The organism is Ramlibacter sp. G4-7, from assembly GCF_057784995.1.
In genome coordinates this window covers 19,742-40,036 of sequence record NZ_JBYNTT010000003.1, presented here as the reverse complement: position 1 = coordinate 40,036, position 20,295 = coordinate 19,742, and the positions used below count along the sequence as shown (strand labels likewise).

At 70.5% G+C, this 20,295-nt stretch carries 21 protein-coding genes; 8 read left to right on the top strand and 13 right to left on the bottom strand.

Annotation, left to right across the window (positions count from 1 at the left end; genetic code table 11):
* Positions 1 to 885 carry a LysR family transcriptional regulator gene (locus tag AC3EGR_RS05105; protein WP_488545369.1) on the bottom strand — a complete coding sequence of 295 codons (885 nt, stop codon included), beginning with the start codon at positions 883 to 885 and terminating at the stop codon, positions 1 to 3.
* A 108-nt stretch (positions 886 to 993) separates the two neighbouring features.
* Here AC3EGR_RS05105 and AC3EGR_RS05100 point away from each other — a divergent pair, with 108 nt between their 5' ends.
* Together AC3EGR_RS05100 and AC3EGR_RS05095 are read left to right on the top strand one after the other, a co-directional pair.
* Positions 994 to 2,097 (top strand): aromatic ring-hydroxylating dioxygenase subunit alpha, encoded by a 1,104-nt coding sequence (locus tag AC3EGR_RS05100; RefSeq protein ID WP_488545368.1) that lies wholly within the window; start codon positions 994 to 996, stop codon positions 2,095 to 2,097.
* Positions 2,094 to 2,870 (top strand): class II aldolase/adducin family protein, encoded by a 777-nt coding sequence (locus tag AC3EGR_RS05095; RefSeq protein WP_488545367.1) that lies wholly within the window; start codon positions 2,094 to 2,096, stop codon positions 2,868 to 2,870. Before AC3EGR_RS05100 ends, AC3EGR_RS05095 begins: the two co-directional genes overlap by 4 nt.
* A 5-nt stretch (positions 2,871 to 2,875) precedes the next feature.
* On the opposite strand, the gene AC3EGR_RS05090 is transcribed toward AC3EGR_RS05095, so the two are convergent.
* The 3 genes from AC3EGR_RS05090 to AC3EGR_RS05080 are packed head-to-tail and all read right to left on the bottom strand — an operon-like array spanning position 2,876 to position 4,793.
* Positions 2,876 to 3,784 (bottom strand): DMT family transporter, encoded by a 909-nt coding sequence (locus AC3EGR_RS05090; protein WP_488545366.1) that lies wholly within the window; start codon positions 3,782 to 3,784, stop codon positions 2,876 to 2,878.
* 41 nt (positions 3,785 to 3,825) lie between these two features.
* Entirely contained in the window at positions 3,826 to 4,263 is a 438-nt protein-coding gene (locus AC3EGR_RS05085; protein ID WP_488545365.1) for a MarR family winged helix-turn-helix transcriptional regulator, read from the bottom strand.
* Positions 4,260 to 4,793 carry a flavin reductase family protein gene (locus AC3EGR_RS05080; RefSeq protein WP_488545364.1) on the bottom strand — a complete coding sequence of 178 codons (534 nt, stop codon included), beginning with the start codon at positions 4,791 to 4,793 and terminating at the stop codon, positions 4,260 to 4,262. Before AC3EGR_RS05080 ends, AC3EGR_RS05085 begins: the two co-directional genes overlap by 4 nt.
* Before the next feature lie 144 nt (positions 4,794 to 4,937).
* Here AC3EGR_RS05080 and AC3EGR_RS05075 point away from each other — a divergent pair, with 144 nt between their 5' ends.
* The 3 genes from AC3EGR_RS05075 (at position 4,938) to AC3EGR_RS05065 (ending at position 9,390) form a co-directional block, all read left to right on the top strand.
* The gene (locus AC3EGR_RS05075; protein WP_488545363.1) at positions 4,938 to 5,726 is read left to right on the top strand and encodes an alpha/beta fold hydrolase; all 789 of its coding nucleotides are present in this window, start codon (positions 4,938 to 4,940) and stop codon (positions 5,724 to 5,726) included.
* A 16-nt stretch (positions 5,727 to 5,742) separates the two neighbouring features.
* The gene (locus AC3EGR_RS05070) at positions 5,743 to 6,957 is read left to right on the top strand and encodes a serine hydrolase domain-containing protein (RefSeq protein ID WP_488545362.1); all 1,215 of its coding nucleotides are present in this window, start codon (positions 5,743 to 5,745) and stop codon (positions 6,955 to 6,957) included.
* A 102-nt stretch (positions 6,958 to 7,059) separates the two neighbouring features.
* Positions 7,060 to 9,390, top strand: a complete 2,331-nt coding sequence (locus AC3EGR_RS05065) for a xanthine dehydrogenase family protein molybdopterin-binding subunit (protein ID WP_488545361.1) — start codon at positions 7,060 to 7,062, stop codon at positions 9,388 to 9,390.
* 113 nt (positions 9,391 to 9,503) lie between these two features.
* Here the strand turns inward: AC3EGR_RS05065 and AC3EGR_RS05060 are convergent, their stop codons facing one another.
* Positions 9,504 to 10,832: a D-amino acid dehydrogenase gene (locus AC3EGR_RS05060; protein ID WP_488545360.1), complete on the bottom strand. Its 1,329-nt coding sequence runs from the start codon at positions 10,830 to 10,832 to the stop codon at positions 9,504 to 9,506.
* 76 nt (positions 10,833 to 10,908) lie between these two features.
* Here AC3EGR_RS05060 and AC3EGR_RS05055 point away from each other — a divergent pair, with 76 nt between their 5' ends.
* On the top strand, positions 10,909 to 11,820 hold the full coding sequence (locus AC3EGR_RS05055) for a LysR family transcriptional regulator ArgP (protein WP_488545359.1): 912 nt from the start codon (positions 10,909 to 10,911) through the stop codon (positions 11,818 to 11,820).
* Positions 11,821 to 11,823: 3 nt separating this feature from the next.
* On the opposite strand, the gene AC3EGR_RS05050 is transcribed toward AC3EGR_RS05055, so the two are convergent.
* The 4 genes from AC3EGR_RS05050 to AC3EGR_RS05035 all read right to left on the bottom strand — a co-directional run bounded on the left by AC3EGR_RS05050 (position 11,824) and on the right by AC3EGR_RS05035 (position 15,051).
* Complete coding sequence (locus AC3EGR_RS05050; RefSeq protein ID WP_488545358.1) at positions 11,824 to 11,967, bottom strand: hypothetical protein; 144 nt, start codon at positions 11,965 to 11,967, stop codon at positions 11,824 to 11,826.
* Between the two features lie 111 nt (positions 11,968 to 12,078).
* A complete protein-coding gene (locus tag AC3EGR_RS05045; protein ID WP_488545357.1) occupies positions 12,079 to 12,915 on the bottom strand; it encodes a metallophosphoesterase in 837 nt (278 codons plus the stop codon).
* 59 nt (positions 12,916 to 12,974) lie between these two features.
* Positions 12,975 to 13,949: a Bug family tripartite tricarboxylate transporter substrate binding protein gene (locus AC3EGR_RS05040; protein ID WP_488545356.1), complete on the bottom strand. Its 975-nt coding sequence runs from the start codon at positions 13,947 to 13,949 to the stop codon at positions 12,975 to 12,977.
* Positions 13,950 to 14,085: 136 nt separating this feature from the next.
* Positions 14,086 to 15,051 (bottom strand): LysR family transcriptional regulator, encoded by a 966-nt coding sequence (locus AC3EGR_RS05035; protein ID WP_488545355.1) that lies wholly within the window; start codon positions 15,049 to 15,051, stop codon positions 14,086 to 14,088.
* A gap of 122 nt (positions 15,052 to 15,173) precedes the next feature.
* Between AC3EGR_RS05035 and AC3EGR_RS05030 the strand changes: the two genes are divergently transcribed.
* Both AC3EGR_RS05030 and AC3EGR_RS05025 read left to right on the top strand, forming a co-directional pair.
* Complete coding sequence (locus tag AC3EGR_RS05030) at positions 15,174 to 15,461, top strand: hypothetical protein (protein ID WP_488545354.1); 288 nt, start codon at positions 15,174 to 15,176, stop codon at positions 15,459 to 15,461.
* 12 nt (positions 15,462 to 15,473) lie between these two features.
* Entirely contained in the window at positions 15,474 to 15,680 is a 207-nt protein-coding gene (locus AC3EGR_RS05025) for a hypothetical protein (RefSeq protein ID WP_488545353.1), read from the top strand.
* A gap of 4 nt (positions 15,681 to 15,684) precedes the next feature.
* On the opposite strand, the gene AC3EGR_RS05020 is transcribed toward AC3EGR_RS05025, so the two are convergent.
* Genes AC3EGR_RS05020 through AC3EGR_RS05005 form a run of 4 tightly spaced genes read right to left on the bottom strand, consistent with a single transcriptional unit; the run spans position 15,685 to position 20,186 of the window.
* Positions 15,685 to 16,698: a hypothetical protein gene (locus AC3EGR_RS05020; protein WP_488545352.1), complete on the bottom strand. Its 1,014-nt coding sequence runs from the start codon at positions 16,696 to 16,698 to the stop codon at positions 15,685 to 15,687.
* 1 nt (position 16,699) lies between these two features.
* Complete coding sequence (locus tag AC3EGR_RS05015) at positions 16,700 to 18,001, bottom strand: SPASM domain-containing protein (protein WP_488545351.1); 1,302 nt, start codon at positions 17,999 to 18,001, stop codon at positions 16,700 to 16,702.
* Positions 17,998 to 18,225 (bottom strand): hypothetical protein, encoded by a 228-nt coding sequence (locus tag AC3EGR_RS05010; RefSeq protein ID WP_488545350.1) that lies wholly within the window; start codon positions 18,223 to 18,225, stop codon positions 17,998 to 18,000. The genes AC3EGR_RS05015 and AC3EGR_RS05010 overlap by 4 nt, the downstream gene beginning before the upstream one ends.
* Positions 18,226 to 18,236: 11 nt before the next feature.
* On the bottom strand, positions 18,237 to 20,186 hold the full coding sequence (locus AC3EGR_RS05005) for a YcaO-like family protein (RefSeq protein ID WP_488545349.1): 1,950 nt from the start codon (positions 20,184 to 20,186) through the stop codon (positions 18,237 to 18,239).
* Positions 20,187 to 20,295: the final 109 nt, after the last annotated feature.

Here is a 20,295-nt window from a genome sequence, read left to right as displayed (position 1 = left end):
TCACAAGTTCCCCACGGATTCCCGTTCCAGCAGCTCCAGGAACCCCCGAACCTTCGCCGGCACGTGCTTGCCTGGCAACAGCGCATGGATCTTCAGGGGCTCCGGCGTCCACTGCGGCAGCACGGGCACGAGCAAGCCTTGCGCCACCGCCGGTGCGCAGAACGTCGACGTGACGCGCACGACGCCGATCCCTGCGATCGCCGCCTTCAGCCGCACTTCGGCATTGCCGCTGCGCATGCGCGGATTGCGCATCTCCAGGTCGGCGCGCCTGCCGTCGCCGTCCTGGAAAGCCCAGCCCTGGTCTTCTGCCCCGGCCAGCAGCGGCAAGCCCTCCAGGTCTTCGGGGTGCGCGGGCATGCGGCCTTGCAGCAGCGAGGGCGCCGCGAACAGCCCGCGCTCCAGCGAATACACGCGCCGGGTCACCACGGTGGCGGGCGCCAGCGTGTGCTCCATCGTCGAGAACACCAGGTCGTAGTGCCGCTCGAACAGTCCGACGCGCGCATGTTCCACGTCCAGGTGCACCTTCAATTGCGGATGGTCCTGCATCAGCCGGCAGGCCACGGACGCCAGGTGGTGGGCGCCGAACTCGTAGGGCGCCGCGACGCGCAGGGTCCCTTGCACGCTCGCACCCTGCGCCAGCGCCTCCATGGCGCGCTCGCGCAACTGGGCCAGCGGCCGCGAGATGTCGCGGTACAGCGACTCGCCCGCCTCCGTGAGCCGCAGCTGGCGCGTGGTGCGTTCCAGCAGCCGCGTGCCGAGTTCCGTTTCCAGCCGCGCCACCGAGGCGCTCAGGCTGGACTTCGGGCGGTCGAGCGCGCGTGACGCGGCGGTGAAGCCGCCGTGGTCCACCACCAGGCAGAAGGCGTCGAAGTCGTCCCAGTTCATTGTTCAGGATTCGGAACACAGCGGCCAGCGCGGGGCATTGATCCGCGGCCGTCCCGTTCCTAGCATTGTCGATCCGCCCGCCAGGGCGGGCCCCTGCTGGAGAACCCGATGTTCCTGAAGAACTGCTGGTACGTGGCCGCCTGGGACCACGAACTGATCGACGGCCGCCTGCTGGCCCGCACCCTGCTCGAGGAGTCGGTGCTCCTGTACAAGTCCGAGTCCGGCAAGGTCGTCGCCTTGCAGGACCGCTGCTGCCACCGCGGCGTGCCGCTGCACCTGGGCCGGCGCGAGGGCGACTGCATCCGCTGCATGTACCACGGCCTGAAGTTCGATCCCAGCGGCAAGTGCGTCCAGATCCCGGGCCAGGATGTGATCCCGGCCAAGCTGGGCGTCAGGAGCTATCCGGTCGTGGAGAAGGACCACCTGGTGTGGATCTGGATGGGCGACCCGGCCAAGGCCGACCCCGGGCAGATCATCGACTTCCCCTACCTGCGCGATCCGCGGTGGAAGGGCATCCCCGACTACATGCACTACGAGGCCAACTGGCTGCTGATCGTCGACAACCTGTCGGACTTCGCGCACCTGGCCTTCGTGCACACGAAGACGCTGGGCGGCTCCGAGGACTACGCGTACAAGACCAAGCCGGTCGCGGTCGAGCGGCTGCCGCGCGGCTTTCGCGTGGAGCGCTGGCACATGGACGCGGCACCGCCGCCGTTCCACCGCAAGGTGCTGCCCGCACAGGAGAAGGACGCGCACGTGGACCGCCGCAACATCGGCCACATGCACGTGCCCGGCATCTTCTTCCTGGAGTCGATGTTCTCTCCGGCCGGCAGCGGCTCGGAAAAGGGCAGGCGCGAAGGCACGCGCGAATACCGCAACTGCCAGTTCATGACGCCCGAGACGCGCCGCACCACGCACTTCTTCTGGACCTACCTGAACGACTGGGAAGGCGAGGACACCAACATCTCGCGCTCCCTGCACCAGAGCCTGATCGAGGGCTTCATGGAGGACAAGCACCTGATCGAGGCGCAGCAGGTGGTGATCGACAAGGACCCGGGCTTCGAGCTGCAGGCGATCGCCTCGGACGCCGCGCTGTCGCACTTCCGCCGGACCTTCGCGTCGCTGGTCGCGCAGGAGCAGGCGGAACTTGCGACGCAGCAGGCGGCCGCCCCCGTCGCCATGCCCAAGCCACACCAGGTGGGCCTCGCATGAGCGCGTTGCAGGACGCGTTCCAGCAGCGGCGGCCCGCGGCCGTGAGCGCGCCGGAGTGGCAGGTGCGCTGCGAGCTCGCTGCCGCCTACCGCCTCTTCGCGCATCTGGGGTGGCACGAGCTGATCTACAACCACCTCACGGCGCGGGTGGCGGGCACGGAACATTTCCTGATCAATCCCTTCGGCCTCCTGTACCGGGAGATCACGGCGAGCGCGCTGGTGAAGGTCGACCTGGACGGCCGCAAGGTGGAGCCCAGCGCCTGGGACGTGAATCCGGCCGGCTTCGTCGTGCATGCCGCGGTGCATGCGGCACGGCCCGACGCGCACTGCGTGGTGCATACCCACACGACGGCGGGCCAGGTGGTGTCCTGCCAGCGCGATGGCCTGCTGCCCCTGAGCTTCAACGCCATGTTCTACACGGGGCGCATCGCGTACCACGACTTCGAAGGCATCACGCTGGACCGCGAGGAGTGCGCGCGCCTGGCCGCGGACCTGGGCGACCGCAACGTCATGATCCTGCGCAACCACGGCCTGCTGGTGTGCGGGCCCAGCATCGGCAACGCCTTCGCCGAGCACTACATGCTGCAGCGGGCCTGCGAGGTGCAGGTCGCGGCGCAGGCGACCGGCGTGCCGCTGGTGCAGCCGCCTGCGGAGGTGGCGCAGCGCGTCTGCGCGCAGTACGAGCGCACCGCGCGCCAGGGCACGCAGAACACCTTGCTGTGGGACGCGATGCTGCGCCAGGCCTGGGACCTCGACCCGCGCTTCGCGAGCTGAAGCCCTCAGGCGGCGGGCGCTGTCTTCTTGCGGTTCACCAGCACGATACCGACGGCCACCGCCGTCAGCGCGACCAGGAGCTGCAAGGTGAGGTGCTCGCCCAGCAGCACCACGCCGAACACCAGCGCGAACAGCGGCGCGAGGAAGGTGAAGGAGGACAGCTGCGTGGCCGGGTAGTGCCGCAGCATCCACATCCACGCGAGGTAGCTCGCGAAGGCGCCGATCACCGTCTGCAGCGCGATCGACAGCCACGCAGAGCCCGAGTACTGCAAGGACCACGACTCGCCCAGGCCCAGCGAGAGCAGCGGCGCGACGGCGGCGGTCACGGCCACCTGGTAGAAGAGCGTTTTCTCCGCGCTGGCCGTCGCCATCTTCGAGCTGCGGATCACCAGTGTCGTCAGGCCCCACAGCGTGCCGGCGGCCAGCGCCAGCGCATCGCCGCGCAGCTGCCGCGGCGTGCTGTGCCCCAGGAAGCCTTCGCTGAAGGCGAGCGCGACCGCCGCGAAGGCGATCACCAGGCCGACCCATTGCGCCGGCCGCAGCTTTTCGGAAGGCACGAGGCGCGGCAGCAGCAGCGCCACCACGAAGGGCGAGGTGTAGAGGAACACCGTCAGGCGTGACGCCGCCGTGTCGCGCAGCCCGAGGTAGATGCAGGTGAACTCGGCTGCGAACAGGGCGCCGGCCAGCAGGCCCGCGGGCAAGGTCCCGTCACGCTCGAACAGCTTGATGCCGCGCCAGGCGCACCAGCCGCACAGCAATGCAGTGGCGCCCACGAAACGGATGGCGGCCTGCCACAGCGGCGGCACCTCGCCCACGGTGGTCTTGATCAGGATCTGCTGGAAGCCCCAGAAGGCGCAGCAGGCAATCAGGAGGCCGACGGCCAGCCCGTCGAGGTGTTCTTTCCGTTGGACCATCGCGCGATGGTAGCCACAGCGCGCGGATGCAGACGAAGGTGCTACGAGGCCGTGCCCGCCGCCAGCTTGGCCAGCAGCTTCTTCAGCGCCGCCTGTTCGGAGGAGCCCAGCGCCCGCAGCTGTTGCACTTCGTGGGCGCGCGCCTTTTCCAGCAGCGGCCGCACCAGCTTGCGGCCGGCGCCGGTCGCCGCGACCAGCGTGCGGCGCTGGTCGGCCGGGTCGGCCAGCAGCGCGACCCAGCCCTGTTCGGCCATGCGCTGGACCAGCTTGGTCACCGTGGGCTGCTTGGCCAGCACCTCGTGCGCGAGCTGGCTGACGGTGATCGGCCGCGCGTCCTGCAGGGTCGCCAGCACGCGCCATTCGATGGAACTCAGGCCCGCTGCCCGCACGTGGCCGTCGAAGTCCTTGTACAAGGCGTGGTTCGCCCGCCCGAGCAGGTAGCCCAGTTGCCCGTCGACGAAGCGCCCCCGCGCGCTCACAGCGGATGCTCCGTGTAGTAGCGCCCGCCGTGGAACAACAGCGGGGACGCGCCCGTGCGGTGCGCGCAGCGCTCCACCTCGCCGACGAAGATCACGTGGTCGCCTTCCTCGTAGCGGCTGCGGTTGAAGCATTCGAAGGTCGCTGCCGCGCCATGCAGCAACGGCGCGCCGCCGGCGCCCGTTTCGAACACGACGCCGCCCCAGCGGTCGGCGCCGCGCGAGGCGAAGCGCTCCGCGAGCTCCTTCTGGTCGGCGGCCAGCACGTTGATCGCATAGTGCGAGCCCGCGCTGAAGACCGCGAGCGAGGCAGCGGCGCGGGCGAGGCTCCACAGCACCAGGGGCGGCGACAGCGACACCGAGTTGAACGAGTTGGCGGTCAGGCCGATCACCTGGCCGTCCGTGCCGCGCGCGGTGACGATGGTGACGCCCGTGGCGAACATGCCGAGCGCGGCCCGGAATTCCTGGGTCGAGAAGCTGGGCGGCTGGGCCTGGCGCGGGTTCATCGGCGGCGGCATTGCATGAATTTTCATGTAGTATGGACCACAACCGAAAGGCGCGCGCCGCATGCTCCAGGAACCCGTCGAACCCGCGTGGCCGGACGCGTTCGGGGCGGTGCCGGGCCGCTGCTTCCTCCGTCGCGGCCGCCACACGCCGGCCGCGGCAAAGCTACTCGCATGACATCCACTCCCGCCTTCACCACCCTCGGCGGCGGCCCCACCGTGCTGATGCTGCACGGCATCGGCGGCGGCCACCTCGCCTTCGCACCCCAGGTGGAGACGCTCGCCAGCTCCGGCTACCGCGCCGTCGCCTGGGACATGCCCGGCTACGGCCACAGCGCGCCCATCGAGCCCTACACCTTCAAGGGGCTGGCGCAAAGCTGCATCCAACTGATCGAGTCGCTCAAGTGCACGCAGGTGATCCTGCTCGGGCACAGCATGGGCGGCATGGTGGCGCAGGAGGTGGTCGCGCGCCGGCCCGATCTCGTGCGCCGGCTGATCCTGTGCGGCACCTCGGCCGCCTTCGGCAAGCCGGAGGGCGACTGGCAGCGGGAATTCATTGCGCAGCGCACGGCGCCGCTGGACGCGGGCAAGTCCATGGCCGAACTCGCCGAGATCCTGATCCCGCGGATGGTGGGGCCGGCTTCCTTGCCGGAAGGCCTGCGCCTGGCCACCCACTGCATGAGCCAGGTTCCGGCCGCGACCTACCGGCGCGCGCTGGAATGCCTCGTCACCTTCGACCGCCGCAGCAACCTCGCGAACATCCGCGTGCCCACGCTGCTGGTGGCGGGCGAGCACGACCGCAACGCGCCGCCGGCCGTGATGAAGAAGATGGCCGGGCGCATCGCCGACAGCACCTACATCGAGATGAAGGGGGTTGGCCACCTGCAGAACCTGGAGTCGCCGGACGACTTCGACGGCCTGGTCCTCAACTTCCTCGCGCTGCCGGAGCGGCTGCTGCACTAGCATGCGCCGGGCGGCCTTGCTGCTCTGTGTCGCGCTGCTGGCAGTCGGCGCGCGGGCGGAGCCGGACGCGGACCTGCTCGGAGATTCCCTGGGCTATCCCCGGGGCAGCGCGGAGACCTTGTTCCAGACCGGATACCGCGTGGGCTCGTGGTCGGCGCTGGACCGTGTGCCGGGCGTGCGCGTGCGGCGCGTCCCTGCCGCGGCGCAGGTGCAGCCCCTGCCCAGCGCAGACGCACCGGTGGCCATCCGCTACCGCTACCGCAATCTCGAGTACACGCTGCAGGACTACCTGGAGCGGCAGCGCGCCACCGGATTGCTGGTGCTGAAGGACGGCCGGATCGTTGCCGAGCACTACCGCTACGGCCGCACGGAAGACGCGCGGTTCCTGTCCTTTTCGATGGCCAAGAGCGTGACCTCGCTGCTGGTCGGCATCGCGCTGGAGCGCGGCCTCATCGCGTCGCTGGACGATCCCGCGTCCAGGTACGCGCGCGAGCTCGAAGGCACGCCCTATGGCGCCACGAGCATCCGCCACCTGCTGCGCATGTCCTCGGGGCTGACGTTCAGCGAGCGCTACGACGGCACGGACGATGTCCACCGCATGGGCCTCGCCTTCGCGAATTCCGCGCGCGGCACGCTGGACGTGCTGCAGACCATCGCGGACCGGCACGATCCGCCCGGCGCCGTGTTCCGCTACGCGAGCGCCGAGACGGAGGTGCTGGGCCGTGTGCTGGCGGCGGCCACGCAGCGCACGCTGGCGGAGCTCACCTCGGAGTGGCTGTGGACCCCGATCGGCGCCGAACGCGAAGCCTTCTGGCGGGTCGGCCGCGACGGCCAGGAAGGCGCATCCGCCTGGTTCAACGCGAGCCTGCGCGACTGGGGCCGCCTGGGCCTGTTGCTCGCGCGGGACGGACGCGTGGGCGACCGCCAGGTGGTTCCGCGCGAATACCTCCTGGATGCCACCGATGCCGCCCGCCAGCCGGCCGCGTTCCAGCCGCGCCGGGCCACTCCGTCGCTGGGTTACGGCTACCAGTTCTGGCTGTTGCCGCTGGCCGAACGCAGCTTCGCCATGCAAGGCGTCTACGGGCAAGGGCTCTATGTGCAGCCTGCCACCGGCATCGTGATGGTGGTGACCTCGGTGTGGCAGCAGCCCAGCAAGGATCCGGGCCCGGTCCAGGAACGCAACGCCCTGTGGCTGGGCGTGCTGCGCTCCCTCGGCGGCCGCGCGGACTGAGGATCTTCAGGGGGGGCGGCCCCGCGTCACGTCGAGCTCCCATCCTTTCCGCGCGCCAGGGGCTGACGCGATCGCCCGAAATCGGCGATATTTGCGGCCACCATGAGCACCGACACCCTGGACAACCCGGCAAGATTCGGCAGCGGCCGCTCCGTCAAGCGCATCGAGGACGAGGGCCTGCTGAAAGGCATCGGCCAGTACACGGATGACCTGGCACCGGCCGGGCAGTTGCGCGCCGTCTTCGTGCGCTCTCCCTACCCGCACGCTCGCATCGTCGGCATCGACAAGGCAAATGCAGAGGCGATCCCCGGCGTGGTGAAGGTGGTCACGGGCGCCGAGCTCGTGCAGGCCGGCGTGAAAGACATCCCCAGCAATCCGGCGTTCCGGCGCGGCGACGGATCGCCGATGGCGAGCGCGCCGCGGCGCGCGCTCGCCCACGAGCGCGTGCGCTACGTGGGCGAGGCGGTCGCGCTGGTCGTGGCCGAGACCTTGCAGCAGGCGCGCGATGCCGCCGAAGCCGTCTTCGTGGAATACGAAGAACTGCCGCACGTCGTGGACCTGGAAGCGGCGACCTCGCCCGGTGCGCCGGCGCTGGTCCAGGAGGCGCCGGACAACGTCGCGGCGGAAATGCGCCTCGGCGACGCGGCCAAGACGGCGCAGGCCTTCGAGCAGGCGGCGCACGTGGTGCAGCTGAACATCGCGAACCAGCGGGTGGCGGCGGTGTCGATCGAGCCCCGCTCCGTGCTGGCCTGGGTGGCCGACGACGGTCGCCTCACGCTGCGCATGAGCAGCCAGATGCCTTCGGGCGTGCGCAACTCGCTGGCGACCGACGTGCTCGGCATCGGCCTGGAGAAGGTGCGCGTCACCGTCGGCGACGTCGGCGGCGGCTTCGGCATGAAGACCGGCCTCTATCCCGAAGACGCGGCGACGGCGTGGGCGGCGTGGACGCTCAAGCGGCCGGTCAAATGGATCGCCGACCGCAGCGAGGAATTCCTCTCCTCCTTCCACGGCCGCGACCAGCGCGCGCAAGCCGAACTCGCCCTCGCCGCGGACGGCCGCATCCTGGCGCTGCGCCTGCGCACGCTGGCCAACGTCGGCGCGTATGCGACGGCCACCGGCATGGTGATTCCGATGGTGGTCGGCCCCTGGGTGCAGACCAGCGTCTACGACGTGCCGCTGATCGACTTCCACATCCGCTGCGTGATGACCAACACGGCCTCGACCGCGGCCTACCGCGGCGCCGGCAGGCCCGAGGCCATCTTCATCATGGAGCGCCTGATGGACGAGGCGGCGCGGCAGACCGGCATCGACCGCATCGCGCTGCGCCGGCGCAACTTCGTGCGGCCGCAGCAGATGCCGTACACCAACCCGCTGGGCCAGGTCTACGACGTCGGCGCGTTCGAGCAGATCATGGACGAGGGCCTGGACCTCGCGGACTGGAGCGGCTTCGAGAAACGCTACGCGCAGAGCAAGGCGAACGGCAAGCTGCGCGGCCTGGGCATCTCCACCTTCCTGGAGTGGACCAGCGGCAATTCCTTCGAGGAGCGGATCACCGTCGACGTCAAGTCCGACGGCATGATCGAGGTGTTCTCCGCCGTGAACCAGATGGGGCAGGGCATCGCCACGACCCTCGCGCAGCTGGTGGTCGACGTCTTCGGCGTGCCCATCGAGAAGGTGCGCGTGGTGCTGGGCGACACCGACCGCGGCGACGGCTTCGGCAGCGCGGGCTCGCGTTCGCTCTTCACCGGCGGCTCGGCATTGCACCTGGGCGCGGAGAAGACGCTCGACACCGCGCGCCAGCTGGCGGCGAAATCCCTGGAGGCGTCGGCGCAGGACCTGGACTATGCAGGCGGGCGCTTCACCGTGAAGGGTACGGACGTCGGCATCAGCCTGTTCGAGGTCGCGGCGAAGCAGCCCGGCGGCCACATCTTCACCGAGCACACCAGTGCCGTCGCGGGCCCGAGCTGGCCCAACGGCTGCCACGTCAGCGAAGTCGAGATCGACCCGCAGACGGGCGCCGTGCAGGTGGTGCGCTATTCCAGCGTCAACGACATCGGCCGCGTGGTGAACCCGATGATCGTGCGCGGCCAGCTCGATGGCGGCGCGGTGCAAGGCATCGGGCAGGCGCTGATGGAGCACATGGTCTACGACCCCGACACCGGCCAGCCCGTCACCGGCACGCTCATGGACTATGCGGCGCCACGCGCCGACGTGGTCGCGTGCGAGTTCGTCACCGAGATGAACGAGACCGTGCCCTGCAAGAACAACCCGCTGGGCGTGAAAGGGGTCGGTGAGCTCGGGACGATCGGTGCGGCGCCGAGCGTGGTGAACGCGGTGGCGGATGCGTTCGCAAGGGCCGGGATGCCCGAGAAGGCGCCGCTGTTGCAGATGCCGCTCACGCCTGCGAAGGTGTGGGAGATGCTCGCGGCCTAGCCCGGCCATCCCCTCAGGCCGGTATCCAGGGCCGCCCACGAAAAAGCCCCGCGCTGCGGGGCTTTTCTTCATATGCCGGGTTTCCGCCGGCGCCCGAAGGACGGCGGGTTTCCTTACCGCCCCGCGAACGCCTCTTCGAACCGCCGCCGCGGCTGCTCGAAGCCGTGGAACTTGAAGTTCGTGCGCGGCATGCGCCCGTCGATCAGTTCCGCCATCGCCTTGCCGGAGCCGGCGCCATGGGTCCAGCCCAGCGTCCCGTGGCCCGCATTGACCCACAGCCCGCCGACCTTCGTCCGTCCGATGTACGGGATGTTGGTCGGTGTCGCCGGCCGCAGGCCGGTCCAGAACTTCGGGTCGCCGCCTTCTTCCGGCAGGCGCGTGTCGCACACGCCGGGCAGCACCGCCTCGATGCGTTGCGCGAGCATGCGGCAGCGGTCCTGCGCCAGCTGCGAGGCCAGGGTCGCGTCGTAGCCCGACACCTCGATGGTGCCCGCCACGCGCAGCTCGTCGCCCAGCCGGCTCATCGCCACCTTCACTTCGTCGTCGATGCTGCTGACGAAGGGCGCATCGGCTGGCTTCTTCAGCTTGAAGGTCGCGCTGTAGCCCTTGCCCGGGTAGATGGGCAGGTCCACGCCCACCTGGCGCAGCAAGGGCGCGGTATAGGAGCCGCAGGCGGCGACCACGTCGTCGGCGGCCAGGCGCTGCACGGCGCCGGTGGCGCGGTTGCGCACGCGCACGGCCTCGATGGAGCCGCCGGCCGTCTCCAGCCGTTCGATGTCATGGCCGAACAGGAAGCGCACGCCACGCTGCGCGCACCTGCGGGCCAGCTGCTGCGTGAACACGCGCGCATCGCCGCTTTCATCGCTGGCCGTGTAGGTGCCGCCGACGATGCGGTCGAAGTTGCGGAACGCCGGCTCGATCGCGAACAGCTCGTCGCGGCCGACCACCTTGCGGTCCACGCCGTATTTCTGCATCAGGCCGGCCGCCACCGCGGCGTCGTCGAAGGCCTTCTGGTCCGTGTAGAAATGGGCGATGCCGCGCTCGAGACGGTGGTAGTCGATGCCGGTGGCCGCGACGACGTCCTTCAGTGCCGCGTGGCTGTACGCGCCCAGGGCGACCAGCTGCTGCACGTTGCGCTCGAACGCCGCGTCGTTGCACTGGGCCAGGAAGGCCAGGCCCCAGCGCCACTGCTGCCAGTCGAGTTGCGGGCGGAACAGCAACGGTGCGTCGTTGCGGAACATCCACTTGATGAGCTTGGCGGGCGCGTGCCTGTTCGCCCACGGCTCGCAGTAGCTGACCGAGATCTGGGCGGCATTGGCGAAGCTGGTCTCCAGCGCCGCGTCGCGCTGGCGGTCCACCACCGTGACTTCATGGCCGCGCTCGGCGAGATGCCAGGCGGTGCTGATGCCGATGATGCCGGCGCCCAGGACGAGTGTCTTCATGCATCCCAGTTTGCGGCGGACCACCGATTTTCAAAAGCGGCATTAAAGTCTCTGAGCCCAGATCAGAAGTCCTTATATGACGACATTCGACCCGGCCGCGTTGGAAGCGCTTGCCGCCATCGTGGAGGAGGGCGGTTTCGAGCGCGCGGCCCAGCGGCTCAGCATCACGCAGTCGGCCGTCTCGCAGAGGTTGCGGGCACTCGAAGCCCAGGTGGGCACGGTGCTCATCGTGCGAACCCGGCCCTTGCGTCCGACCGCGGCCGGGCAGCTCTTGCTCAAGCACACCAAGCAGCTGAGGTTGCTGCATGCCGATGTCGAGCGCGACCTCCGTGAACTCGCCCCCAGCTCCACGGGCGGCGCCCGCGAGGAGGACCGCATCTCGCTGGCGATCAACGCGGACAGCATCGCCACCTGGGCGCTGCCGGCGCTCGATGCGCTGGCGCGGCAGGGGCTGCCGCTGGAGATCATCGCCGACGACCAGGACTTCACGCAGGACTGGCTGCGCGAAGGCCAGGTCCTGGGCTGCGTCACCACCGGCAAGCAGGCCTTGCGCGGTTGCAAGGTGCTGCCGCTGGGCGCGATGCACTACGTGGCGGTGGTGCAGCCAGCGTATGCGCGGGAGCGGCTGCCGCAGGGCCTCACGCAGCACAACTTCCGTGAGGTGCCCTTCGTGGCCTTCAACCGCAAGGACGACCTGCAGGCGGAATTCGTCGCCCGCGCCTTCCGGCTCAAGAGCGTGACGCTCAAGCAGTTGTTCGTCCCGAGCTCCGAAGGCCAGGTGCGCGCGGTGCTGGCGGGCTGGGGCGTCAGCGTCGTGCCGGAGTTGCTGGTGCGGGGGCTGGTGGCGCAAGGCGCCTTGGTGGACCTCACGCCCGGCGTGCGACTGCCGGTGCAACTGTTCTGGCACTGCTGGAATCTGGAGTCGGCCGTCCTCGACCAGCTGACGACGGCGCTCGGGGAAGCAGCGAAACGGGACCTGGCGGGGTGACGATCAGCGCGGCGCGATGGCGCCGTGCGGCCGGTACGCGTGGCCGTCCGTGAAGAAGCCGAGACCGACCGGGTTGGCGAGCGCCAGCAGGACCGCCGCGATCACTGCAGCGATCCATGCCATGGTCTTGGTCCAGATCCGCTTCATGAACGACTCCCTTGCGCAAGGCCTGCGCAGACAGCAAGTGTGCGCTGCGTGCACGAGGCGCGCACATCCGCTTTGTAAAGTCCCTGCGCCAAATGTGCCGGATTGCTGGCTTCAAGCCGGAACGGGCGCGGCGGCGAGATCGAGCACGAACTGCTCGCGGAAGCCTTCCTGCTCGCCCTTGCTCGCATAACCGAGCGTGTTGGCGATCACGCGGCAGCCCGCTTCCACGTAATCGTGCTGGCAGTGCAGGTGGCCGTGCAGCCAGAACTGCGCCTGCGCCAGCAGGTCCTGCAGCGAGTTGCAGAAGCCCGCGGTGGCCGGGGTGACGCCGTAGCGCGGGTCGGCGCTGCGCAGGCTGGGTGCGAAATGCGTCACGACGACGGTGGTTCCGGCGAAGGGCTGCGCCAGCGCCGCGCGCAGCCAGGTTTCGCAGACCAGCGCCTGCTCGCGCCACTCCTCGGCCAGCATGGGACGTCCGTAGCGCATGGCCGCGGCCTTCTGCAGGTAGAAGTTGGCGGCCCGGAACGCCTTGTGCCGCAGCTTCAGCTGCTCCTGCACGGTGGGCTGCGGATATCCGGGCTGCCGCACCAGTGCATCGAAGTCGGCCCACAGTGTGGTGCCGACGAAACGGATGTCGCCGAACACGCGCACTTCGCGTTCCAGCCAGGTGATGCCCAGGCGGTCGCAGGTCGCGCGCAACCGCGTGTGCGTTTCGTCGAAATCCAGCGCGTCGTATTCGTGGTTGCCCGGCACGTAGAGCACCGGCACCGGCCAGCCCTGCAGGGGCGAGAAGCGCGCGAGGCCGAAATCCTGGTCGGCCAGGCGCGACCTGCGCTGGTAGGAGCCGACATCGCCCGCCAGCACCAGCAGGTCGGCTTCGGGGGCGGGGCGCGGCACGTAGGAGGGGTGGCCCTCCAGGTGCAGGTCGGACATGAGCTGGATCTTCACGCCCCGATGGTACGGGCGCGGGCAGGTGGCCGGGCGAACGCGGGCTGGCGCGGCGCGCCCTACAGCTTGACCCCGGCGCCCTTCACGGTCGGCGCGAGTTGCGCCACCTGTTCCTTGACGAAGCCGGCGAAAGCGGCCTGGCTCGCCGGCGACGCGGTGATGCCGAGGTCCACCATCCGGCGCCTGACGTCGGCGTTCGCCAGGATCTCGTTGACGGCGGCGTTGAGGCGGCTCACCACGTCGGCCGGCATCTTCGGCGGACCGGACAGGCCGAAGAAGTTGTCCAGCACCAGCTTGCGGTGGCCGGTCTCCACCACGCTGGGCACGTCCGGGGCGAGCGGCGAACGGTTGGCCGAGGTCACGGCCAGCGGAACGATCTGGCCGCTCTTGAAGTAAGGGACGAAGGCGGTGATGACATCGATGCCGACCGGCACCACGCCCGCGATGAGATCGGTGGCCATGGGCGCCCCGCCGCGGTAGGGCACGTGCACCATGTTCAGGCCCAGCTCCTTCTTCATCAGCTCGCCGTAGATGTGGCCGATGGACGCCGGCCCGCCCGAGCCGAAGTCCAGCCGGCCGCTGCGCTTGGCGGTGGCTTCCAGGTCGGTCATGGACTTCAGCCCCGCCTTGGCATGGGCCATCACCACGCAGGGCGCCGTGCCGATCAGCGCGATGTGGGTGAACCCCTCCACCGGGTCGTACGGCTGTTTCTCCAGGGCGAAGGGGCCGATGGAGATCGGCGTGGAATTGGACAGCATCAGCGTGTAGCCGTCGGCCGGGGCCTGCGTCACCACCAGGCCGCCGACGCTGCCGCCCGCGCCCGGCCGGTTGTCCACCACCACGGCCTGGCCGAGCCTGGTCGCGAGCTGCTCGGCCATCGTGCGCGCCACGATGTCGCTCGCGCCGCCGGCGGGAAAGGTCACGACGATCTTGATCGGCCGCTCCGGCCAGGCGGCGAGCGCCGGCCAGGCCACGCTGGCCGCCCCGGCGGAGGCCAGTTGCAGGAAGCGGCGGCGGGGCAGGGTGGGACTCATGGGGCGCTCCTCGCGGCAAGGTGCCGCACGCAGTGGGCGGGCGGAACGCAAGCAGCATGCCACGATGAGAACCTTGGCGGAATAGCGCGCCGTCTGCGTCCAGGGATCTGCGTCCCACCGGCGCACGCCGCCGGCCCTAGCGCACGCTGGTCCCGAAGCCCTTGCGCGCCGCGAGCGCCACGGCCATGCGCAGCCAGGCGTGGTCCGGTCGCTGGGCCTGCCGCCGGTGCCAGAGCGCGTCGACGTGCACCGGCGGCACCTCGAAGGGCAGCGGACGGGAGACGAGTTCCTCCTCCCGCCCCGTCACGCGCAGGAAGTGCCGCGGCAGCACCGTGAGCAGGTCCGACATTTCCACGACCCGGCCGGCGGTGAAGAACTGGTTGACCGTCAGCACCACCCGCCGCTGCCGGCCCAGCGAGGCGAGCGCCTCGTCGATGAAGCCGTAGGGGCGGCCGGAAAAACTGACCAGCATGTGACGGGCGGCGCAGAACTTGTCCAGCGTCAGCGTCCCCCTGGCGAGCGCGTGCCCCTTGCGCATGACGCAGACATAGACGCCGTCGTAGAGGCGCTCGTGCTCGAAGGCGGCCATGCCGGCGCCTTGCGACTGCGCCGTCAGGTCGGCGAGCACCGCCGGGAAGAACCCGACCGCCAGGTCCACCGTGCCTTCATCGAGCAGGCGGCGCGGGTCGCGGGTGGTCAGGGGCACCGTGCGGATGGAGACCCCTGGCGCGTCGCGCTCCAGGATCTCCACCAGGCCGGGCACGACTTCGGCAGCGGTCGCGTCGGCCAGCGCCAGGGTGAAGGTGCTGTTGGCCTGGGAGGCCGTGAAGTCGCCGGGCGTGATGGAGGACTCCAGCTGGCGCAGGGCGTCGGCCACCGCCGGCCAGAGCGCCAGGGCCCGGGCCGTCGGCTCGACGCCGTAGCCGCTGCGGCTCACGAGCCGATCCCCCAGCGCATCCCGCAGGCGGTTCAAGGCATTGCTGACCGCCGGCTGGGTCATGGACAGGTTGCGGGCCGCACGGGTGAGGTTGCGCTCGGCCATCACCTGGTCGAACACGCGCAGCAGGTTGAGGTCGAGGGTGCGGAAGTTGGGTGCGACCATACGTTTTATGAATGATATACATCACTACTAAAAAGTGGATAAATATCAGGGTAGACCCTAGTATCCATGTCACGCCATCGGCAAACCCGCCGGGAAGCGTCTCTCACAAGGGGAAGAAAAAAATGGCACGTTTCGTTCACGTCGACATCCCGGCCCAGCACGGCGGTATCACCCGCGTCACCCGCGGCTTCGCGGCGCTCGGCCAGTTCAGCATCACCCGCGGCATCCTGGCCGGCCTGTCCTTCCTGGGCCGCCCGGTGACCCGCACCCTCGGCACCTGGTCCGCCGCCCGCAAGCAGCGTCGCGACGACGAGAAGCTGTGGAACCTGGCGCTCTCCGACGCCCGCATCATGGCCGACCTGAGCCGCGCCATGAGCCAGGACGCGCAACGCGACGTGCGCGCCTACTGAGCGGAGCGGAGCATGGGCGCGCTCGTCCATCCCTCCCTGCTCAGCGTGCTGGTGCGCCAGCTGCCCGGCCCCGTCCTGCGGGCGCTGGACGCCTGGTCCCGCCGCGTCGCCAGGCGCCGCTGGGAACAGCGGCAGCAAAAGTGGCAGCAACGGCAAGCGCTCGCCGCCGCTCCGGCGGACAGCACGATCCCGTACCGGCTCAAGCCCTGGCGCGACTGAGGCTTCAGGCCTGGACCCGTGCAGCAGAGCCCGCTTCGGCGGGCTTTCGCTTTTGGGCGGCGCCATGGCGGCTGGCGAGCATGGTCCGGTAGAGATCCGGGTGGACCAGCGGATGGCAGTTCATTTCCAGGAACAGCGCCTCGCCGTCACGGTCGACGATGGCGTCGAGGGTGAACAAGGACTCGCCGGGGTCGGATTGGGGCGGGATGGCAGCCGCGAAGGTGCGCGCGGCGGCCTGGAAGCGCGCGGCGAGCGGCGTGCCCGCCAGCCGCTCCCGGACGTTCTGGTTCCTGAATGCAGGAGGTTCGTATCGCGAGCCATAGCGGTACTCGATGAGCACCTCCTTGCCGGCAGGCAGCACTGCATCGATGTCCTGCACGCCGCAGAACGCCGCCAGCCGGCCGACCAGGGCCCAGTCGTTGCCGCGCGCATTGGGCAAGGCCTCGACGAGTTGCCGGACACTGCGTTGGCCATCCCCTGCGACCGTACTGGGCGAATGCAGGTGCAAGGCGACGCACTCGGGACCCCAGCACCAGGCCTTGGCGATCAGCCCCACGACGAAATTCTCGTAGTACTCGCCTTCCTGCAAGCGCTGCAGCGGATCGTCGGGGTCGTGGCGCAGGAAGGGGCCGCGCATGCCTTCGCCGAACGAGGAACGGTCCTGCTTCACCAGGAAGGGGCCGCCGATGCGCCGCGGGTCACGCGAAGCGGCCGGCGTGGGGATGCCGTGCTCCAGCGCGTGCCGCTTGAAGGCGGACTTGCTCGCGGCCAGCGGCCACTGGCGCATCGCGTAGGGCATCCATCCGGCGAAGCCCTTGGTGCCTTTCACCAGCACGTCGGCATAGGACGACCGGCCCTCCACCTCCACCAGGAAGCGCGCCGGCCAGGTCTCGTCGCCGTCTGGCAGGGCGATGCGGAGCGCCAGATCGTCCAGCCCCATGGCCGCGCGCACCCCCAGCTCGGCGCACGCGCGCTGCATGGCGTAGGCGTGGCTCAGGTTGGACAGCAGGAAGGTCATGTCAGGCGACCGCGAGCGGGATCGTGCGCCGCAGGGCACGACGGCGTGCGCCGTCGTCCACATGCTCGAGCCGCAGCCCGGTCACGGAGCGCAGCACGCCGGCGAGCACCGCCAGGTGCAAGCGGTACTCGTTCTCGCAGGAGCGGGCGAACGGCAGGCCCTCCAGGAACATGCAGCCGCCGCGACACAGTTGCACCACGGGACAGTGCCTGCAACTTTCGCGGTGCGACCAGTGCGTGGCGGTCGCGAGCCGCACGTCCTCCATGCTTTCCACATGTCCGATGCGGTGCCGTCCCTTCGCGCCGGTATTCTGGCAGGTCATGACGTTGCCGTGCAGGTCGACGGCGAGCTGGTCCGCTTCGTCCATGCCGCACTTCTGCCCCAGGGCCGCGCCGGGCCGGCGCCGCTGCAGCGAATGCACGAAGTCGCGCGCCTTGTCGCGCAGGCTGGGCCAGCGCGCGATCTCCCCGCTGGCGAAAGCGGCGACGATGCTGTCGTGCAGGGTGCGGTAGTCCTCCTCGCGCCATTGCACGGCGTGCTCGTCGTAGACACCGACCACGCCTTCGGTGTCCACGGCCACTTCCGGGTCGCCCAGCTTCTGCACGAACCACGCGCGGGTGGCGGCGAGGTCCGCATTGGCCGGCGTCAGCACCACGTGGAAATGGGCGCGGGGGCGAGCGCCGCCGCGCCGGCGCCACAGTTCGCGCAGCCAGTGGGCGCGCTGCGGATCGTCGAACGGGTCCGGCCCGCGCAGGTGCTGGCCGGGGCCGTCGTGCGAGATCGCCACGCGCAGGTCCCAGGTTTCGATGAAGTCCAGCTTCTCTTCGTCGAGCAGGCTGCCGTTGCTGACCATCGTGAACAAGGCCGCGGGAAAACGCGCGCGTAGCGCCGGCACCAGCCGCCGCAGCTTGGCGAAGTACAGCAAGGGCTCGCCGCCCCAGAATTCGACGCGCTCAGGCGCGCCTCGCAGCCAGCCATCGAGCCGCGCCAGGAAGGCCTCGGCGTCGGCCGTTCTCGTGACGGCCGCATCCGCGACGGCGCCGGCCTGGTTGCAGTAGCTGCAGGCGTAGTTGCATCCCAGCCCGAGCTGGACCTTGAGCACGCGCACGTCGCGGGACTTCCGGCCGGGCGAGCCGGGTGACAGGGGTTGCGCCGGGGCGAACGTGCCAGGGGAGACATCCGCCAGCAGCGGCGCGCCATGCGCGTCCTCGAGCACGCTGGCCTGCGGCCAGTAGCGCAGGGACACCTCCTCGCCGATGGGGCCGCGGCAGGCGATCGCGAAAGCGGGCCCGTCGCCGCTCACGCGCTGTCCCCGACCCCTCCCCGGACGGAGCTGCGCGGTCGCTTGGACCGCGGCCGGTCCGAGGGGAAGATGCAGCCGCCCGTGCAGTCGGCGCAGCCGGCGGCTCCCTGGCCATCGTCGGCATCCGGGCCCATGAAGCCGATCTCGCTGGTCTGCACGCTCCAGGTGAAGGAGCGCTGGGGCACCGGCGGCACGGCCTCGGTCTTCGTCGGGGTGGTGGGCATGGTCTTTCCTTTCAGGTGAAGGGATGGATGAAGCGGGCAGGGGCGCCGGCGCCAGGCGCGCTGCGGGCCTGCGTGGCGGCGAACGCCGGCAGGCCGGCGGGCTGCAGCCCATGCCCGAACCAGATGGGAATGAGCCCCGGAACCAGGGCGCGCATCACCCGCAAGGGTGCGCGGCCCTGGTCGACGGCGGCGCCCGCCGGCGTGAGGTCCGCCGCGAGCAAGTCGAAGCCGTGTTCGGCCAGCCAGGCCTGCAGCTGCGGCCAGTTCCGGCAGGCACTGTCCGGGGAGAAGCGTTCCCGCGCCGGGCCCGCGACGTAGAAGTCGGCGCGCCGGTGGAACTTCGGCGTCTGGTAGTAGCGGTCCACCTCCTCGATGCCGCGCACCTGCGACGCGCGCGCCAGCGGCCGCGCGGGAGCAGCGGCTGCATGCGCGGCACGCGCGTCGGCTTCATCCAGCGCCTTCGCGAGCGCCGCTTCCGCGTCGAAGTCGGCCGCGGTGGTGATGGCCGTGAAGGGCCGCGCGCGATGCTGGACGAAGACCGCCATCACCGGCACGGGCTCAGCGGCGATGCGCGCAAGCGCGACGCGGTGGCCGAGCGCCTGCAGCCGCGCGAGCCTTTCCTGCGCAGCGCGCGGCGCGGTGTCGGGCCGCAGCATGGGGACTGCCGCGCGAGCGAGCCAGCTGCGCGCGAAGGCATCCCGCTCGACCAGCTCCAGCGTCGCCGCGCACAGCGCGCCTTCCGCATCCGTCCATGCGGCGACCCCCGAGGTGCTGGTGCTCGCACAGGCGCGCGCCCGCCAGCGCGGGGGCAGGACGGCGCGCGCGTACACGCATTCAGCCGGGAGCTGCAGGACACGGCCGGTGCGCACCTGCGTCACGGGCGCCCACAGGTAGCGCGCACGCGGCGAGAACGGGCGCAGCGGGAAGCCGGGCGAGGCATATTGCGCCGCGGTGTACGCGACGATGCCGGTGGGAGCCAGCGCCCCGTCGATCTCGTGCATGCGCCCCTCCTGCACCGGTCCCGGGGTCGCCCACCCGCGCCTTTCCCACGCTTCTGCTTCGGCCTTGCGCAGCGCAAGGCGCGGATCGTCGCTGCGGCCCATGCCGCGCACCGCCATGTCGCCGACGAACACGGGACCGGCGGAAAAAGCGAAGCGGGAGCAAGTGTCCGGCTGCACGCCGGCAATGCGCGCGGGCCGCACCTGCATCCAGGCCTGGCGCGCACACTGGGCGAGCTCCTGCGCGCTCGGTGCGGCCCCGAGCGCGATGGCGGGCAGCGAAAGGCTGCCAGCCTGCGTCTCCCTCACGGAGCGGCCAAGCAGCGCCATCACCGCATCCGCTCGCGTGTCGCCCAGCACGCTGGCCGCGACACCGCGCGTGCCCGCCACGAGCTGCGCGCCCGGCAAGGGCCCCTCGGCGCCCGCCGCCGCGCGCACTGGCAGCAGCAACGCCGAGGCGTAGCGCAGCACGCGCGGATCCTGCAGCAGCCGCCACGCGTGGCGCGCTTCGACGTCCAGGGCTTGCAGGGAAACCGCGCCTTCGCACAGGCGGGCTTCGTACAGGCCGGGGTCCTGCGCGCCGCCCGCGGCCGGCAAGGGCCGCAGCACGAACACGAACCAGCGTGCCGCGAGCGCGCCGCACGTGGCCGACGAGAGCACCTTGCACAGCGTCCCGCGCGACAGGGCGTGGTCGGCAAAAGTGGCCCGGGACACGTCGGCTGCCTGCACCAGCAGCCCTTCTTGCGCGAGCTGCGCCAGGAAACCATCCACCGCATTCCCCGTCCACGAGCGCGCGAGCGCCGCCGCCACGTCCTTCCACGCGAGCCGGCCGTCGCACAGCTGCAGGACGCAACGCAGCAGCTCGCCCGGCGCAGCGACGGTGACCGTCCTGCGCGGCATGCGGCACAGCAGCCGGTTGGCGGCGATGTCCCAGTGGCCGAAGGCCACGGGATGCGAAGGCATGGACATGTGGGGGCACGCGGGCACGGTGGGGCCCGCCGGCTTGCCAATACATCCGTGCGCCGCCGCCGTCGTTTAGCGCACGGCGTGTGATGCGGTGCGCACGGCGCGC

What these genes read in the sequence shown, in the direction of transcription:
- AC3EGR_RS05105 (WP_488545369.1), bottom strand. Translation starts at nt 885, where the DNA reads ATGAACTGGGACGACTTCGACGCCTTCTGCCTGGTGGTGGACCACGGC.
- AC3EGR_RS05100 (WP_488545368.1), top strand. Translation starts at nt 994, where the DNA reads ATGTTCCTGAAGAACTGCTGGTACGTGGCCGCCTGGGACCACGAACTG.
- AC3EGR_RS05095 (WP_488545367.1), top strand. Translation starts at nt 2,094, where the DNA reads ATGAGCGCGTTGCAGGACGCGTTCCAGCAGCGGCGGCCCGCGGCCGTG.
- AC3EGR_RS05090 (WP_488545366.1), bottom strand. Translation starts at nt 3,784, where the DNA reads ATGGTCCAACGGAAAGAACACCTCGACGGGCTGGCCGTCGGCCTCCTG.
- AC3EGR_RS05080 (WP_488545364.1), bottom strand. Translation starts at nt 4,793, where the DNA reads ATGAAAATTCATGCAATGCCGCCGCCGATGAACCCGCGCCAGGCCCAG.
- AC3EGR_RS05075 (WP_488545363.1), top strand. Translation starts at nt 4,938, where the DNA reads ATGACATCCACTCCCGCCTTCACCACCCTCGGCGGCGGCCCCACCGTG.
- AC3EGR_RS05065 (WP_488545361.1), top strand. Translation starts at nt 7,060, where the DNA reads ATGAGCACCGACACCCTGGACAACCCGGCAAGATTCGGCAGCGGCCGC.
- AC3EGR_RS05060 (WP_488545360.1), bottom strand. Translation starts at nt 10,832, where the DNA reads ATGAAGACACTCGTCCTGGGCGCCGGCATCATCGGCATCAGCACCGCC.
- AC3EGR_RS05055 (WP_488545359.1), top strand. Translation starts at nt 10,909, where the DNA reads ATGACGACATTCGACCCGGCCGCGTTGGAAGCGCTTGCCGCCATCGTG.
- AC3EGR_RS05050 (WP_488545358.1), bottom strand. Translation starts at nt 11,967, where the DNA reads ATGAAGCGGATCTGGACCAAGACCATGGCATGGATCGCTGCAGTGATC.
- AC3EGR_RS05040 (WP_488545356.1), bottom strand. Translation starts at nt 13,949, where the DNA reads ATGAGTCCCACCCTGCCCCGCCGCCGCTTCCTGCAACTGGCCTCCGCC.
- AC3EGR_RS05035 (WP_488545355.1), bottom strand. Translation starts at nt 15,051, where the DNA reads ATGGTCGCACCCAACTTCCGCACCCTCGACCTCAACCTGCTGCGCGTG.
- AC3EGR_RS05030 (WP_488545354.1), top strand. Translation starts at nt 15,174, where the DNA reads ATGGCACGTTTCGTTCACGTCGACATCCCGGCCCAGCACGGCGGTATC.
- AC3EGR_RS05025 (WP_488545353.1), top strand. Translation starts at nt 15,474, where the DNA reads ATGGGCGCGCTCGTCCATCCCTCCCTGCTCAGCGTGCTGGTGCGCCAG.
- AC3EGR_RS05020 (WP_488545352.1), bottom strand. Translation starts at nt 16,698, where the DNA reads ATGACCTTCCTGCTGTCCAACCTGAGCCACGCCTACGCCATGCAGCGC.
- AC3EGR_RS05010 (WP_488545350.1), bottom strand. Translation starts at nt 18,225, where the DNA reads ATGCCCACCACCCCGACGAAGACCGAGGCCGTGCCGCCGGTGCCCCAG.
- AC3EGR_RS05005 (WP_488545349.1), bottom strand. Translation starts at nt 20,186, where the DNA reads ATGCCTTCGCATCCCGTGGCCTTCGGCCACTGGGACATCGCCGCCAAC.